The organism is Nonlabens tegetincola (assembly GCF_002117085.1).
GTDB classification, from domain to species: Bacteria; Bacteroidota; Bacteroidia; order Flavobacteriales; family Flavobacteriaceae; genus Nonlabens; species Nonlabens tegetincola.
Genome location: NZ_CP019342.1, coordinates 1,345,676 through 1,361,338, shown reverse-complemented (window position 1 = coordinate 1,361,338; position 15,663 = coordinate 1,345,676). Strand labels below are relative to the sequence as shown.

The following is a 15,663-nucleotide window of genomic DNA, read 5'->3' as shown; positions in this document are numbered from 1 at the left end:
AATAGGACAAGATGGCTCATAGTTTTACTCACGAATTTTAAACTAGTAGTCATGAAAAATTTAGTCATTATTATAATCTTAATTATCTCTAATCATTCTTTGGTTAAAGCCCAGACTAACCAAAACCTGAATTCCTTGCCAATAGAAACCCCATTTTTGAAGGTTGGAGTAGGAGCGTATATCCCATCGTCAGAATTAGGGCAATTTATTGATGTGTCGCCTTCTTTTGAATTATCTCTTCAGTTTCCAAACTCAAGAAAACATCGTAGCATAGAGGCTTCATTACAATTAGTAGTACCGCAGCAAAACAATTATTTTCTTTTACAAGGTGAACAAAGAAATGAGGAAATAGAAGCCACAACTATATTAAATGCTTCACTAAGATTAAATAAGACGTTATTAAGCTATCCGTCTTCTGCATTGGATTTAGGATTTGGAATGGGGATGGCTTCAATCTTTTTAGATCCTGTTACTAATAGCGCTGCACAAGAGCTTGATTACAGCAGTATAAATTCCTTTTTAGCACTCAGTTCTTTAAGTTATAACTTTGAGTTTAAGGATTCGAGTGTATTGTTTATATCCATAGATTTACAATATACACCCTTTAAAATGGAACGTGGAATAACAAAAAATTTGACATCTTGGACATTAATGCCTAAAGTTGCTTATAGGTTTTAAAAAGAAAAACTGTATCTAAAAGTAAGTACTATTAGATACAGTTTTATAATAGTGTTAATTACAATTACTTGCGCTTAATTACCTGTTGAGCTTTGGCTGCGATATTTGCAGCATTTAAGCCATATTTTTCAAGTAATTGAGCAGGAGTTCCACTTTCTCCAAAGGTGTCTTGAGTAGCAACAAATTCTTGTGGTGTAGGATGGTGCTGTGCAAGTGTGCGTGCAACACTTTCTCCTAGTCCACCTAGATAATTGTGTTCTTCTGCTGTTACGATACAACCTGTTTTCTTTACTGAATCTAAAATAGCTTTTTCATCTAAAGGTTTAATGGTGTGAATATTAATCACCTCGGCAGATATACCTTTTTCATTTAATTCTTTAGCAGCTTCTAGAGCTTCCCAAACTAAATGTCCAGTTGCCACTATAGTGACATCTTTTCCATCTTGTAAATGAACAGCTTTTCCAATTTCAAAGCTTCCATTTTCTGGAGTAAAATTAGCTACTTTAGGTCGTCCAAACCTAAGGTAAACAGGTCCATGATGATCTGCGATAGCAATCGTTGCTGCCTTTGTCTGATTGTAATCACAAGTGTTTATTACAGTCATTCCCGGAAGCATTTTCATAAGACCGATGTCTTCAAGAATTTGGTGTGTAGCACCATCTTCTCCTAGTGTAAGACCAGAGTGTGATGCACAAATTTTTACATTCTTATCAGAATAAGCGATGCTTTGTCTGATTTGGTCATAAACACGACCCGTTGAAAAGTTAGCAAATGTTCCTGTAAAAGGAATTTTACCACCTATTGTTAAACCAGCAGCGATACCCATCATATTGGCTTCTGCAATTCCTACTTGGTAGAAACGGTCTGGGTGCTGATTTGCAAATTCATTCATTTTCAATGATCCTGTAAGATCGGCGCAAAGAGCCACTACATTCTCATTTTTATTTCCTAGTTCAGTAAGACCAGCTCCAAAACCTGATCTCGTGTCCTTATTTCCTGTGTTTTCGTAAACTTTCATAATGGTGAACAGATTTTGATTAGTAATCTCCTAAAGTTTCTGGGTTTTGAGCAAGAGCACTTTCTAATTGCTCATCATTAGGTGCTACACCATGCCATTTGTGTGATCCCATCATAAAATCTACACCATTACCCATTTCAGTGTGAAGCAGGATGCATATAGGTTTACGCTTTCGCGAAAGCGAAATAGCCTCACGTACTCCATTTACCACAGCTTCAATATCATTTCCTTTTTCGATGGTAAGTACTTCCCAACCAAAAGCCTCAAATTTATTTTTCAGATCACCTAGTGATAATACAGCATCTGTAGAGCCATCAATTTGTTGACCATTTACATCGATTGTAGCGATTAAATTGTCTACATGATTTGCACTAGCGTACATGGCAGCTTCCCAAATTTGACCTTCTTGAAGTTCCCCATCACCATGCAAACTGAATACGGTTTTGTCATCGTTATTCAATTTTTTTGCAAGAGCAGCACCTATTGCTACACTCATTCCTTGTCCTAGTGAACCACTAGCAATGCGTATACCTGGTAGACCTTCATGAGTGGTAGGATGTCCTTGTAGGCGAGTGTTTAGTTTTCTAAAAGTATTTAACTCTTCTACAGGGAAATATCCAGCTCTCGCAAGGACACTGTAGTAAACGGGAGATATGTGCCCGTTTGATAAGAAAAATAAATCTTCATTAACTCCATCCATACTAAAATCTGGATTGTGATCCATGATCTCATTATAGAGAGTAACGATAAACTCTGCACAGCCTAGGGATCCACCTGGGTGACCACTATTTACTGCATGAACCTGTCGTACGATGTCGCGGCGCACTTGGGTTACGATGTCTTTTAATTGCTGTATATCAGCCATTTTAATTGTTTAATTTGATGATACTGCAAAAGTACGTTTCTAATCTTCCTTTTTACGAATTTTGCACAGTCAATTATTAACGAGTAGCAAACAATTTAATAGAATCCTGGAAAGTTAAAGACTGGATTATTTTTTTAAACGGTCTTTAACTTAGATGAATTGAATTAACTAGTCGTATAAATCACGTTAAAACCTATCTTTGCCACGCATGAAATTTGACTTATTACATAACGATCCTAACAGCCAGGCTAGGGCTGGTGTAGTTCACACTGACCATGGTGCAATTGAAACGCCCATATTTATGCCTGTAGGAACCCTTGCAACGGTAAAGGGTTTACATCAAAATGAACTTAAAGATGTGGTTAATCCAGATATAATTCTGGCAAATACCTACCACTTGTATTTGCGACCAGGAACTGAAATTCTCGAAAAGGCCGGTGGTGTTCATAAATTTATGAATTGGGATAGACCAGTTCTTACAGATTCTGGTGGTTATCAAGTTTATTCCTTGAGTGCAAATAGAAAAATTAAAGAAGCTGGTGTGAAATTTAAATCACACATCGATGGTTCTTACCACTTCTTTACACCAGAAAGCGCTATGGATATTCAACGTACCATTGGTGCAGACATCATCATGGCATTTGATGAATGTACTCCTTATCCATGCGATTACAATTATGCTCGTCGATCCATGCACATGACCCATCGATGGTTGAAAAGATGTATCGATCATTTTCACAATACTCCTAGTAAATATGGTTATAACCAAACCTTATTTCCTATTGTACAAGGTAGTACGTATAAAGATTTAAGAGCTCAAAGTGCTGAATTTATTGCCAATGCTGATCAACCAGGTAATGCAATAGGTGGTTTGTCAGTAGGTGAACCAGCTGAAGAAATGTATGCTATGACCGAGGTGGTAACAGCTATTCTTCCAAAAGATAAACCGCGTTACCTAATGGGTGTAGGTACTCCTATAAATTTATTGGAAAATGTGGCGCTAGGTGTAGATATGTTTGACTGTGTAATGCCTACTCGTAATGCACGAAATGGTATGATTTTTACAGTCAATGGTACCATGAATGTAAAAAATAAAAAGTGGGCCGATGATTTCTCACCACTAGATGAGCATGGTACTGCTTGGGTAGATCAATATTATAGCAAGGCATACGTAAGACATCTTTTTACCGTTAACGAAATGCTAGGTAAACAAATATGTACCTTGCACAATCTTACTTTTTATCTATGGCTCATGCGTGAGGCGAGAAAACATATACTTGCTGGTGATTTTAGAACCTGGAAGGATAAAATGGTAAAACAAATGGACAATAGATTATAGTATTGAATATTTTAGATAAATACATATTAAAAAGGTATTTAGGTTCATTTATCCTGCTGTTATCATTATTCTTACCGATAATGGTTACAGTGCACCTTGCAGAAAAAGTGGGAAAGATACTTAGTAAAAATGCACCACTTGACGAGACCTTGTGGTACCTTTTGGATTTTACTATTTACTTTTCAAATTTTTTATTTCCTTTATTTCTGTTTATTTCTACGATGTTTTTTACATCAAAATTGGCTAATAACACAGAAGTTATTGCATTTTTAAGTTCTGGAGTTTCATTCAATAGATTCCTTAAGCCATACATAATTGGTGCAACGATAGTTTGTACAGGAGCCTTGTTGTTTAGTTCTTTTTTGGTTCCTAATGCCGCTCAAGGATTTAATGAATATCAATACAAGTACTTTAAACGAACAGATAGTCAAAAAACATCTGATGTTTATCGTCAAATTAATGATAATGAGTACATCTATGTGAGTAATTACCAGCCTTCAAGAAAAAAGGGCTACAATTTCACCCTAGAACATTTTGAAGCTGACTCACTTAAATTTAAAATCTCTGCTAGTAGTATTCAGTTTAACGACACTTCCTATACTCTCACAAGTTTTAAAAAACGTATTATTCTTGAAAACAGTGAAAAAATCGAACAATACGGTAAGTACGACACTCTTTTACCTTTTGAAATCGATGAACTTACACCAGTAGAATACGTAGCCGAAACTAAAAATTTCTGGGAACTGAATGAATTTATAAAACAAGAAGAAAAACGAGGTAACGCTAACATGAACTTATACTACGTAGAAAAGTACAAGCGTACCAGCATTCCTGTAAGCGCCTTTATTTTTACCCTTATAGCAGTTGCAGTAAGTAGTGTAAAAAAACGTGGAGGAATGGGAATGAATCTTGCCATAGGGTTAGTAATCGCCATGACCTACGTATTTCTAGACAAAGTTTTTGGAACCATTGCAGAGAAAAGCACATTTAATCCGTGGTTTGCAGTTTGGTTTCCAAATATATTTTTTGCAATTGTAGCTATATTTTTATTGCGTAATGCCAGACGATAGAGTAGTTAATTATCTCCATTTACACCTCATTGTTTTTATTTGGGGTTTTACCGCTGTTTTAGGAGCTCTTATAAGTATTGATTCCATTCCTTTGGTTTGGTACCGTATGTTGCTAGCGGTGATTTTTATTTTTATCTATATAAAGATCAAAGGGATCTCGTTACTAGGAGATGGAGTTAATACGCTTTCGCGAAAGCGTATTTTATCATTTTGCTTGGCAGGTTGTGTAATAGCTTTACACTGGGTTACTTTTTTTGGAGCCATAAAAGTTTCTAATGTGTCCATCTGTTTGGCAATGATGAGTACAGGAGCCTTTTTCACGGCCTTGTTAGAACCTCTTTTTACACCTAAAAAATTTGTTGGCTACGAATTAATCTTCGGGATTATAATTATTGGAGCACTATATTACATATTCACGGTAGAAAGTAATTATATAGAAGGGATCTTGCTAGGATTGACAAGTGCACTGTTAAGCGCTGTATTCAGTATTATGAATGTAAGTTGGGCCAAAGTTTATAATCCAACCGTTATTTCTTTTTATGAACTGGCCAGTGGTGTCGTTCTACTCTCTTTATTTTTCTTGATATTACCAGTAGACTTTGTAGCCCCAGTAGCATTGTCTATTTACGATTGGTTATGGTTGGGAATTCTAGCTTCCGTGTGTACAGCCTATGCCTTTATTGCCAGCGTTAAAGTAATGAAAGTTTTAAGTGCTTATACGGTGATGCTTACCATTAACCTAGAACCGGTTTACGGAATTTTACTTGCCTATTTTATTTTCAAAGAGCAAGAGCAAATGACTCCAGAATTTTATTTAGGTGCTGTAGTGATTCTACTTGTTATTATAGCAAATGGTATCATTAAGACAAGACTTAAAAAGAAACAAATAAGTAAATAAAACTTCCTGGTGTTGTTTAATATTTGACATCTTTATAAGTGTTTTTAAAAACCGATATAGTCTTGAATTATCTATTAAAGACTTTTTCAGGGTTTTACAACCGTTCCCAAATCCAAAAAACTCATCGTTATTCACTTTAAGTTTTACTACATTTGTTTTTCGAATTATAAAGTCCAAAAGGATAATGGAATATTTAGATTTTGAATTACCGATTAAGGAACTAGAAGACAAGTACAAGCAAACACTTGAGATAGGAGAAGGAAGTGAGGTTGATGTGACTGATACGGTTAAAAAAATAGAAAAAAAGATTAAGGCCACTCGTAAAGAGATTTACAAAAACCTAAGCCCGTGGCAACGTGTTCAAATATCACGTCACCCTAATCGCCCTTATACACTCGATTATATTAAAGCCATTTGCGGTGATACCTGGTTAGAACTTCATGGAGATCGTAATGTAAAGGATGATAAAGCCATGATTGGTGGTCTAGGTAAAATTGGAGACCAGTCCTATATGTTTATAGGTCAACAAAAGGGTTATAATACTAAAACTAGACAGTACCGCAACTTTGGAATGGCAAATCCTGAAGGTTATAGAAAAGCGTTACGTTTAATGAAAAGTGCCGAGAAATTCGGGATTCCTGTAGTGGCATTAATCGATACTCCAGGTGCTTATCCAGGTCTTGAAGCAGAAGAACGTGGTCAAGGTGAGGCAATTGCACGCAATATCCTTGAAATGACGCGACTTAAAGTGCCTATTATTGTAATGATTATAGGAGAAGGAGCAAGTGGTGGAGCACTAGGAATAGGAGTAGGAGATAGAGTTGTGATGCTAGAAAACACCTGGTATTCCGTTATTTCACCAGAAAGTTGTTCATCAATCTTATGGCGCAGTTGGGAGTATAAAGAACAAGCTGCCGAGGCTCTTAAACTTACCAGTACCGACATGAAAAAGATGAAGCTTGTAGATGAGGTACTTAAAGAACCTCTAGGTGGTGCACACCGAGATCGTGATGCTATCTTCAAATCGGTTGCAGACTGTATAACGAGACATTACACAGAATTAAAAGAATTAGAATCCAGTAAACTTGTAGAGCAGCGTATGGATAAATATGCTGATATGGGTGTGTATAAAGGATAATTCTTAACTCATAAATATTAGGCGCTTTTATGAAAATAAAGGCGTCTTTTTTTGCGCTTTTTTTCAATAAAGAAGTTATCAACGACAAATAGTAATATAGAAAAATTACAATTTTTTTGAGCTAGTGTAAACTTCCTATTTAACAAAATTTTTTGTACCTTATTAACAGGTTATTAAATGCTTTTTAAACACGATTGTTAGTTAATGGTGAATAGACTAACTAGTATAAACCTACTTTAAAAACTACCTTTGAAAACTATGGAAAAAATACAAGTACGTTCTAATAAAATCTCTGGAAACAGTCCGGTTATTGCCCTTGAAAAAGGTAAGATACCACCACAAGCTGTTGATTTAGAGCGTGTTGTGCTAGGTGCGTTGATGATTGATGGTAAAGGTGTAGATGAGGTAATTGACCTGCTTTCACCAGAGGTTTTTTACCAAAAAAGCCATCAACACATCTTTGAAGCGATTGATATTCTTTTCAAAGAAGGTAAACCTATTGACTTATTAACCGTAAGCAGTCAATTACGCAAGCAAGAACGTATTGAAGCAGTTGGTGGTGATCATTATTTGGTGCAATTAAGTCAATTAGTGAGCTCAACAGCGCACATTGAGTATCATGCCCGTATTATCCTACAGAAACATATTCAAAGGCAGCTTATTTCGATTTCTTCAGAAATTATTGAAGATGCCTATGAAGAATCTACCGATGTATTTGACTTGCTGGATACCGCCGAATCTAAATTATATGAGGTCACTCAAGGTAATATTAGAAAAAGTACCGAGACCGCAATGGATCTCGTACGACAGGCAAAACAAAAAATAGAAGAAATTGCAAACCGCGATGGATTAAGTGGAATTCCTACAGGATTTACTGATCTGGACAAACTAACCAGTGGTTGGCAACCTAGTGATTTAATTATTATCGCAGCACGTCCAGGTATGGGTAAAACAGCCTTTACTTTAAGTATGGCTCGTAATATTGCGATTGGGTCTAATACACCTGTAGCTTTCTTTTCTTTAGAGATGAGCTCGGTACAGCTGATTACACGTCTTATTTCTGCCGAAACTGGATTAAGTTCAGAAAAACTACGTACTGGTAAGTTAGAAAGCTATGAATGGGAACAACTTAATGTAAAGGTTAAAGATCTAGAACAAGCTCCTATTTATATTGATGACACTCCATCGTTATCCATTTTTGACCTTAGAGCAAAATGTCGCCGTCTAGCATCACAATACGGTATCAAACTTATCATGATTGATTACTTGCAATTAATGACCGCACAAACAAACAGTAAAGGTGGTAATCGTGAGCAAGAGATATCAACGATTTCTCGTAACCTTAAAGCCCTGGCCAAAGAACTTAACGTGCCTGTAATTGCATTGTCACAGTTATCTCGTGCGGTTGAATCTCGTGGTGGTACAAAACGACCGTTACTTTCAGACCTTAGGGAATCTGGAGCCATCGAGCAAGATGCCGATATCGTTTCTTTCATTTATAGACCCGAGTATTACGGTCTAGAAGAATGGGATGATGATGATCGTGGACCTACCAAAGACCAAGGTGAATTTATCGTAGCAAAACACCGTAACGGTGCTACAGATAGCATACGATTGAAATTCTTAGGTAAATTTGGTAAGTTCGATAACTTGGACGATTTCTTCTCATCGCCACAGGAAATTGGTTCCAAAATGAATGCAGCAAATGACGATACATTTAAATCTGATAATGCAGGAATAAGACCTTCAAATCCTGGAGATGCTTTTGGAATTGATAATGACGATCTAGCTTTTTAGAAATTACAATTCATTTCTCGTATCCTATTTGTATTTTAGTACCAGTTGAGAGATTTCGGCATGGATTATGAATCTGTGCTCATGCGGCACGATAGAGTTTAGTTTAATTACGCTTTCGCGAAAGCGTACACTAAAAATTCCATCATGACATGACGAGTTCTCCAATCTTAAACTAGAATAGGTTACCATGATTAAAAATTATATAAGTTGTATTCTTTTATGCCTAATTGGGCTGTTTTCTCATGCGCAATATGTTCTGGTTCCCATGGATGCCGATACTCAAAAAGATCATTTAAAAGCCTATGGAACGGCTTATTGGGTGCTTGAACAAGGTATAAAAGTTAAATGGTTACTCAATTATAGAGGTGGTTCCTTCTTAATGCCAGAAACTGATGCGATAAAAAAAGAACTTACTATACGTGGGGTAAGTTACGAACCGTTAAATGAAGGCGAGACAGCACAAATTCTTGAATTCATTGCTAGCCCGTCGCAAAATATGCAAGAAGTGGTGCTAGAGAAGGCACCTAAAATTGCAGTCTATACTCCGACAGGAAAACAGCCTTGGGATGATGCGGTTACCATGGTACTTACTTATGCCGAAATTCCATATACCAAGGTCTATGATAAAGAAGTTTTAAATGATGAATTGTTATTGTATGACTGGTTGCACTTGCATCATGAGGATTTTACAGGACAGTATGGTAAATTTTATCGCAGTTTTAGAACTGCGCCGTGGTACATTCAAGAAAAGAAGGAAGCAGAAGAACTGGCTGCAGAGTTGGGATATAACAAAGTAAGTGAGGCAAAACTTGCCGTAGCAAAAAAGATAAGAGATTATGTAATAGGTGGTGGTTTTATGTTTGCCATGTGCAGTGCTACAGATAGCTTTGATATAGCGCTAGCAGCAGAAGATGTAGATATTTGCGAACCTATGTTTGATGGTGATGCTAGTGAACCAGATTACCAGTCAAAGATTGATTTCAATAAAACTTTTGCTTTTACTGATTTTTTACTGGAACGTTCTCCCATGGTTTATGAGTTTAGTAGTATAGATATGACTACTAAACGTAAGGTAGCAAAGGAGTTGGACTACTTTACTTTGATGGATTTTAGCGCCAAATGGGATCCTATTCCAACCATGCTCAATCAAAATCATACTTCGCTAGTAAAAGGATTTATGGGGCAAACTACCAGTTATACAAGAGAAGAAGTAAAAAAGAATGTACTAGTTCTCGCTGAAAATAGATCAAACGGCGAGGCTAAATACTTACACGGAATACGTGGTAAAGGCTTTTTCACCTTTTATGGTGGTCACGATCCAGAAGATTACCAGCATAGGGTAGGAGATCCACCTACAGAATTAAAACTTCACCCTACATCACCGGGCTATCGTTTGATTTTAAACAATATTTTATTTCCTGCAGCTAGAAAGCAAAAGCAGAAGACTTAATTTATTAAGTTGTAGTGGAATGGAAATAAAAAAAGCCTGTTTGTAACACTTACAAACAGGCTTTGTGGTGTTAGGTTGTTTTATTTTAACCTATAATACTGTTTAATGTAGCGCTAGGGCGCATTGCTGCTGATTCTTTTGCAGCATCTGGACGATAATATCCTCCAATATCCATAGCAACACCTTGCGCATCAATCAATTCTTTATTGATTACTTCTTCATTATCAGATAATTGCTTCGCAAGTGAACTGAATTGTGCACTTAGTTCTTCATCTTGATTTTGAGAAGCTAATTCTTGGGCCCAATACAGGGCTAGATAAAAATGAGAACCACGGTTATCTAACTCATTAACCTTTCTTGAAGGAGATTTTTTGTTAGTTAAGAACTTCTCTGTTGCGCGATCCAAGGAATCTGCAAGAATCTGAGCTTTCTTATTATCGTATTTCTCAGCTAGATGTTCCAGAGAAACTGCAAGAGCAAGAAACTCGCCTAAAGAGTCCCATCTTAAGTGATTTTCTTTTTCAAACTGCTGCACGTGTTTTGGAGCAGATCCACCAGCGCCAGTTTCGAATAGTCCACCACCGTTCATTAATGGAACAATAGATAGCATTTTGGCACTTGTGCCCAATTCTAGGATAGGGAATAAGTCTGTATTGTAATCTCTAAGTACATTACCGGTAACCGAGATGGTGTTTAAACCATCCTTCATTCTAGCTAGCGTACGTTTTGTAGCTTCAACTGGTGAAGCGATTGAGATGTCCAAGCCTTCCGTGTCATGATCCTTAAGGTACGTATTTACCTTTTTGATAAGTTCAGCATCGTGTGCTCTATTCTCGTCTAACCAGAAAATAGCAGGGTCATTAGTTGCTCTGGCTCTAGAAACTGCCAGTTTAACCCAATCTTGAATAGGAGCATCCTTAGTTTGACAAGCTCTCCATATATCACCTTCTTCTACATCGTGTTCTATAATGACAGTACCATTTTCAGAAACTACTTGCACTTTACCGTTTGCTGGTATTTCAAATGTTTTATCGTGTGAACCATATTCTTCGGCTTTTTGAGCCATTAGACCTACATTAGGAACCGTACCCATGGTAGTCGGATCAAATGCACCGTGTTCTTTACAAAACTGGATAGTCTCCTGATAGATTCCAGCATATGAACTATCTGGAATCACCGCTTTGGTATCTTGAGTTTCTCCTGCCTTGTTCCACATTTGTCCAGATGTACGTATCATTGCTGGCATTGAGGCATCAATAATCACATCACTAGGTACATGTAAATTAGTAATTCCTTTATCGCTATTTACCATTGCAATATCAGGACGTTGCTCGTATACTTTTTCAATTTCCTTTTCAATCGCAGTTTGAACATCGCCTGGTAATTGATCTAATTTTGATAATAAATCACCAAACCCATTATTCACATCTACACCAGCCTGCTCTAATTCGGTACCAAATTTTTCAAATACCGGAGCAAAGAATGTGCGCACCGCATGGCCAAAAATGATAGGATCGGAAACCTTCATCATCGTTGCTTTCATATGCAGTGAAAAAAGTACGCCTTGACTTTTGGCATCTTCAATTTGTTCTTTTAAGAAAGATAAAAGAGCATTCTTACTCATGTAAGTAGCGTCTAGTATTTCTCCCTTTTGAAGATTTAAACCACTTTTAAGAACTTCAGTTTCTCCATCATTTTTTACTAATTGAATGGAAACCGAAGTAGATTCTTCAAAGGTGTGAGATTTCTCGTTGTGCGCAAAATCACCTGCAGACATAGTTGCAACATGTGATTTTGAATCAGAACTCCATGCACCCATAGAGTGTGGATTGTTCTTTGCGTATTGCTTCACCGGTTTAGGAGCGCGACGATCAGAGTTACCTTCACGTAAAACAGGATTTACTGCACTACCTTTAATCTTATTATAACGTTTTTGAATTTCTTTTTCCTCCTCGGTTTGAGGATCTTCAGGGTAATCAGGTAGGTTATAACCTAGTGCTTGTAATTCTGCAATAGCAGCAGTCAATTGTGGTATTGATGCGCTTATATTAGGTAATTTTATAACATTGGCGTCTGGTTGCTTTACAAGTTCACCTAGTTGCGCGAGAGCATCTTCTTGTTTTTGATCTTCAGTTAGGTTTTCTGGGAAAGTAGCAATAATTCTTCCAGCTAGAGAAATATCTGCTGTATCAATATCGATACCTGCTGGAGCAATAAATTTTTTAATGATTGGTAAAAAAGAAGCGGTTGCTAGTGCTGGTGCTTCATCCGTTTTTGTATAGATAATTTTAGGTAAATCTGCCATTGTAATTATTCTGTTTTTTAGAGTAATAAACAAGTATTTAAGCTTGTAAAAAAGAATTGCAAATATAAGTAATAGCAGTGATTTCTTATAGTACAATTAACGCATTACTCGTTAACATATTCCTATATTTGAGTTATGAAAAAATTTTTTTTCAAAGCACTTGCATCAATTAATAAAAAGCTGTTACCCAGTTTTACTAAAAAGAGATTTGATCTAAGCAAGGCAACCAAATGGCAAATGGCGCTTTTAGGTTATAAGTTATGGGTAACAAAAAACGCACTAGATTAATGTTTTATAAAGGTATAGACCAGCTTAACCGAGTAGTTGAAATAGCAAATTTACCTGAACGTATCGTTTCACTGGTTCCATCTCAAACCGAATTACTAGTTGATCTAGGATTAGAAGATAGAATTGTGGGCGTTACCAGGTATTGCGTACACCCAGAAAACTTACGCACTGATAAAGTTGTCGTAGGTGGTACTAAAAAAATAGTACTAGAACGTATTTATGAGTTACAGCCAGATTTAATTATTGCAAATAAAGAGGAAAACACCCTAGATATCGTAGCTGCTTGTGATCAAATAGCTCCTACTTATGTAAGTGATATTTTAACATTGGAAAACGCTTACGAGATGATTCATGATATAGGAATGATGACAGGTAGTTCTTTCAAGGCAAAATCCTTAGTTCGTACTATTAAAATGGAATTCAACAAGCTTAAAGTGGATTCAGCAAAAAATGCAGTTTACTTAATTTGGAAGAATCCTTACATGGCAACGGGTAATGATACATTTATTCATCATGTATTAGGACAAGGTGGATTTGAAAATTTATGTAAGGATCTACAACGATATCCAGAGTTTTCACTTGATGAGTTAATAAAATTACAGCCAGAATTTATCCTACTATCTAGTGAACCCTATCCTTTTAAAGAAGAAGATAAACAAGAACTTATTGAAGCATTTACACTAGCACCAGCACCCAACGCTTTAAAACCGAAGGTTATTCCTAAAATTGTACTAGTTGATGGTGAGATGTTCTCGTGGTATGGATCACGTTTAAAACTTGTACCCGAATATTTAAGCAAACTACAGGATCAGCTCAACAATTAATTTCAAATAAAAAAACCTGCTCATGATATGAACAGGTTTTTTTATTAGGTTCTATAAAAGTATTATTTATTGAACTTGTTTTTATAATCAGTAATTGCTTGTTGTACGATCTCCATAGCTTTTTCACGACCTTGGAATTCTTCTACATCAACAGTTTTGTTCTCTAACTTTTTATAATCTTCAAAGAAATTACGCATTTCTTTTTTCCAGTATTCTGGTAATTCGCTTACATCATTAAAGTGAGCAACCGACATGTCATTTGCTGCAACGGCTATAATTTTATCATCCATTTCACCACCATCCATCATTTGCATTACACCGATAACCTTTGCTTCAACCATACACATAGGTACGATTTCAATTTGTGAAAGAACTAGAATATCTAATGGATCTTGATCGTCACAATAAGTTTGTGGTATAAAACCATAGTTAGTAGGGTAATACATTGAAGAGTAGATCACACGATCTAAAATTAACATTCCCGTTTCCTTATCTAACTCATATTTTGCGCGAGTATTCTTTGGTATCTCAATAATTCCATTTACAATTTCCGGAGCTTTGTCTCCGTACGACACGTCGTGCCAAGGATGTACTTGCATAATCTTTTGTTTGTTTAAGCGGCTGCAAAAATAATGTTATTTCGCTTTCGCGAAAGCGTAAACGCGACAAACCTTGATATAATATTGTCATTCAATGAAATAATTACCATATAATAACCCATTCTTAACCTTTATATGGTGTAAAACCTACGTTAAACCCTAAACAATGTAAGTCCAACTATACAAAACAGACTATTTTTATTGTATGAATTACCAAGAACGATACGGTACCAGATTTGAAATTCACAACCCAAAGGACAAAGACCCCTTTGACAAGCTATTTGATATTTTCAAGGAGTTAATCACTCACACCTCTGGTGATTTTGGTGAAGCTATTGAATGGTTGCGTGAATTAGATAAGGAATATCACCTAACCACTGCAGAATATACGATAGACGATTTTATTGAGGATTTAAAACAGCGTGGTTATATACGAGAAGAAATTGATCCATCAAAGGGACAAGATGGATCAGATAACGGTGATGGATCTGGAAGATTCACCATTACAGCAAAAACAGAACAATTATTACGTAAGCATGCTCTAGAGCAAATTTTTGGTAATATGCGTAAGGGCGCAAGCGGGAATCACAAAACATCAAAATTAGGAACCGGAGATGAGCACAGCGGTGATTTTAGAGCTTATAAATTTGGTGACGACCTAGGTTCCATTTCCATGACTGAGAGTTTACGTAACGCACAAATTAATCACGGTATAGGAAACTTTAACCTTACTGAAGAAGATCTAGTAGTAGAGGATACACAGTTCAAGGCTCAAATGAGTACGGTATTAATGATAGACATCTCTCACTCCATGATTCTTTATGGAGAAGATCGAATAACACCTGCAAAAAAAGTGGCTATGGCACTGGCCGAATTAATAACTACTAGATACCCAAAAGATACTTTGGATATCATAGTATTTGGTAATGATGCGTGGCCTATTAAAATTGCAGATTTACCTTATCTCAAAGTAGGACCCTATCATACTAATACCGTCGCTGGATTACAGCTTGCACTAGATTTACTGCGTCGTAAGCGTAATACAAACAAGCAAATATTTATGATCACCGATGGTAAGCCTAGTTGTTTAAGATTGAGTGACGGTAGGTATTATAAGAATTCTAATGGTCTAGATGAATACATAGTTGACAAGTGTTACAACATGGCGGCACAGGCTAGAAGGTTGCATATACCTATAACAACGTTTATGATAGCAAATGATCCCTACCTACAACAGTTTGTAGACGCGTTTACCGAAGCAAATAAAGGTAAAGCCTTTTATACTGGCTTAAAGGGATTAGGTGAGATGATTTTTTCTGACTATGAGCGCAATCGTAAAAAGCGTATGAAATAAGTAGTTTATAATCTTTAATTGTGGTTTACGGTGTAGTCTA

15 protein-coding genes are annotated in these 15,663 nt (G+C 36.4%); 10 read left to right on the top strand and 5 right to left on the bottom strand.

The window, feature by feature from the left end; all coding sequences use genetic code 11:
- The first annotated feature begins 51 nt into the window (after window positions 1–51).
- Window positions 52–678, top strand: coding sequence for a hypothetical protein (locus tag BST91_RS06550; RefSeq protein ID WP_085774885.1), 627 nt, complete (start codon window positions 52–54; stop codon window positions 676–678).
- 64 nt (window positions 679–742) lie between these two features.
- Here the strand turns inward: BST91_RS06550 and BST91_RS06545 are convergent, their stop codons facing one another.
- Together BST91_RS06545 and BST91_RS06540 are read right to left on the bottom strand one after the other, a co-directional pair.
- On the bottom strand, window positions 743–1,696 hold the full coding sequence (locus BST91_RS06545; RefSeq protein ID WP_060524707.1) for a transketolase family protein: 954 nt from the start codon (window positions 1,694–1,696) through the stop codon (window positions 743–745).
- A 19-nt stretch (window positions 1,697–1,715) separates the two neighbouring features.
- Window positions 1,716–2,561 carry a transketolase gene (locus BST91_RS06540; RefSeq protein ID WP_042279406.1) on the bottom strand — a complete coding sequence of 282 codons (846 nt, stop codon included), beginning with the start codon at window positions 2,559–2,561 and terminating at the stop codon, window positions 1,716–1,718.
- 208 nt (window positions 2,562–2,769) lie between these two features.
- On the opposite strand from BST91_RS06540, the gene tgt reads away from it, so the two are divergent.
- The 5 genes from tgt to dnaB all read left to right on the top strand — a co-directional run bounded on the left by tgt (window position 2,770) and on the right by dnaB (window position 8,803).
- Window positions 2,770–3,900 (top strand): tRNA guanosine(34) transglycosylase Tgt, encoded by a 1,131-nt coding sequence (gene tgt, locus BST91_RS06535; RefSeq protein ID WP_042279403.1) that lies wholly within the window; start codon window positions 2,770–2,772, stop codon window positions 3,898–3,900.
- 2 nt (window positions 3,901–3,902) lie between these two features.
- Entirely contained in the window at window positions 3,903–4,970 is a 1,068-nt protein-coding gene (locus BST91_RS06530; protein ID WP_060524710.1) for an LptF/LptG family permease, read from the top strand.
- The gene (locus BST91_RS06525; RefSeq protein WP_085774884.1) at window positions 4,957–5,868 is read left to right on the top strand and encodes a DMT family transporter; all 912 of its coding nucleotides are present in this window, start codon (window positions 4,957–4,959) and stop codon (window positions 5,866–5,868) included. Before BST91_RS06530 ends, BST91_RS06525 begins: the two co-directional genes overlap by 14 nt.
- Window positions 5,869–6,052: 184 nt before the next feature.
- The gene (locus BST91_RS06520) at window positions 6,053–7,006 is read left to right on the top strand and encodes an acetyl-CoA carboxylase carboxyltransferase subunit alpha (RefSeq protein ID WP_060524714.1); all 954 of its coding nucleotides are present in this window, start codon (window positions 6,053–6,055) and stop codon (window positions 7,004–7,006) included.
- A gap of 258 nt (window positions 7,007–7,264) precedes the next feature.
- Window positions 7,265–8,803, top strand: a complete 1,539-nt coding sequence (gene dnaB / locus BST91_RS06515) for a replicative DNA helicase (RefSeq protein WP_042279399.1) — start codon at window positions 7,265–7,267, stop codon at window positions 8,801–8,803.
- A 24-nt stretch (window positions 8,804–8,827) separates the two neighbouring features.
- On the opposite strand, the gene BST91_RS13075 is transcribed toward dnaB, so the two are convergent.
- Window positions 8,828–8,992 carry a hypothetical protein gene (locus BST91_RS13075; RefSeq protein ID WP_157546909.1) on the bottom strand — a complete coding sequence of 55 codons (165 nt, stop codon included), beginning with the start codon at window positions 8,990–8,992 and terminating at the stop codon, window positions 8,828–8,830.
- A gap of 76 nt (window positions 8,993–9,068) precedes the next feature.
- On the opposite strand from BST91_RS13075, the gene BST91_RS06510 reads away from it, so the two are divergent.
- Window positions 9,069–10,253, top strand: a complete 1,185-nt coding sequence (locus tag BST91_RS06510; RefSeq protein ID WP_085774883.1) for an asparagine synthetase B — start codon at window positions 9,069–9,071, stop codon at window positions 10,251–10,253.
- Between the two features lie 85 nt (window positions 10,254–10,338).
- On the opposite strand, the gene BST91_RS06505 is transcribed toward BST91_RS06510, so the two are convergent.
- Window positions 10,339–12,558, bottom strand: coding sequence for an NADP-dependent isocitrate dehydrogenase (locus BST91_RS06505; RefSeq protein WP_085775689.1), 2,220 nt, complete (start codon window positions 12,556–12,558; stop codon window positions 10,339–10,341).
- A gap of 135 nt (window positions 12,559–12,693) precedes the next feature.
- On the opposite strand from BST91_RS06505, the gene BST91_RS06500 reads away from it, so the two are divergent.
- Window positions 12,694–12,846: an SsrA-binding protein gene (locus BST91_RS06500; RefSeq protein ID WP_085774882.1), complete on the top strand. Its 153-nt coding sequence runs from the start codon at window positions 12,694–12,696 to the stop codon at window positions 12,844–12,846.
- Window positions 12,819–13,670, top strand: a complete 852-nt coding sequence (locus BST91_RS06495; protein ID WP_244895704.1) for an ABC transporter substrate-binding protein — start codon at window positions 12,819–12,821, stop codon at window positions 13,668–13,670. The genes BST91_RS06500 and BST91_RS06495 overlap by 28 nt, the downstream gene beginning before the upstream one ends.
- A 62-nt stretch (window positions 13,671–13,732) precedes the next feature.
- On the opposite strand, the gene BST91_RS06490 is transcribed toward BST91_RS06495, so the two are convergent.
- Complete coding sequence (locus BST91_RS06490; protein ID WP_042279395.1) at window positions 13,733–14,269, bottom strand: inorganic diphosphatase; 537 nt, start codon at window positions 14,267–14,269, stop codon at window positions 13,733–13,735.
- Between the two features lie 205 nt (window positions 14,270–14,474).
- Between BST91_RS06490 and BST91_RS06485 the strand changes: the two genes are divergently transcribed.
- A complete protein-coding gene (locus BST91_RS06485) occupies window positions 14,475–15,623 on the top strand; it encodes a vWA domain-containing protein (protein ID WP_085774881.1) in 1,149 nt (382 codons plus the stop codon).
- The last annotated feature ends 40 nt before the right edge of the window (window positions 15,624–15,663 follow it).

What these genes read in the sequence shown, in the direction of transcription:
- BST91_RS06550 (WP_085774885.1), top strand. Translation starts at nt 52, where the DNA reads ATGAAAAATTTAGTCATTATTATAATCTTAATTATCTCTAATCATTCT.
- BST91_RS06545 (WP_060524707.1), bottom strand. Translation starts at nt 1,696, where the DNA reads ATGAAAGTTTACGAAAACACAGGAAATAAGGACACGAGATCAGGTTTT.
- BST91_RS06540 (WP_042279406.1), bottom strand. Translation starts at nt 2,561, where the DNA reads ATGGCTGATATACAGCAATTAAAAGACATCGTAACCCAAGTGCGCCGC.
- tgt (WP_042279403.1), top strand. Translation starts at nt 2,770, where the DNA reads ATGAAATTTGACTTATTACATAACGATCCTAACAGCCAGGCTAGGGCT.
- BST91_RS06525 (WP_085774884.1), top strand. Translation starts at nt 4,957, where the DNA reads ATGCCAGACGATAGAGTAGTTAATTATCTCCATTTACACCTCATTGTT.
- BST91_RS06520 (WP_060524714.1), top strand. Translation starts at nt 6,053, where the DNA reads ATGGAATATTTAGATTTTGAATTACCGATTAAGGAACTAGAAGACAAG.
- dnaB (WP_042279399.1), top strand. Translation starts at nt 7,265, where the DNA reads ATGGAAAAAATACAAGTACGTTCTAATAAAATCTCTGGAAACAGTCCG.
- BST91_RS13075 (WP_157546909.1), bottom strand. Translation starts at nt 8,992, where the DNA reads ATGGTAACCTATTCTAGTTTAAGATTGGAGAACTCGTCATGTCATGAT.
- BST91_RS06510 (WP_085774883.1), top strand. Translation starts at nt 9,069, where the DNA reads ATGGATGCCGATACTCAAAAAGATCATTTAAAAGCCTATGGAACGGCT.
- BST91_RS06505 (WP_085775689.1), bottom strand. Translation starts at nt 12,558, where the DNA reads ATGGCAGATTTACCTAAAATTATCTATACAAAAACGGATGAAGCACCA.
- BST91_RS06500 (WP_085774882.1), top strand. Translation starts at nt 12,694, where the DNA reads ATGAAAAAATTTTTTTTCAAAGCACTTGCATCAATTAATAAAAAGCTG.
- BST91_RS06495 (WP_244895704.1), top strand. Translation starts at nt 12,819, where the DNA reads ATGGGTAACAAAAAACGCACTAGATTAATGTTTTATAAAGGTATAGAC.
- BST91_RS06490 (WP_042279395.1), bottom strand. Translation starts at nt 14,269, where the DNA reads ATGCAAGTACATCCTTGGCACGACGTGTCGTACGGAGACAAAGCTCCG.
- BST91_RS06485 (WP_085774881.1), top strand. Translation starts at nt 14,475, where the DNA reads ATGAATTACCAAGAACGATACGGTACCAGATTTGAAATTCACAACCCA.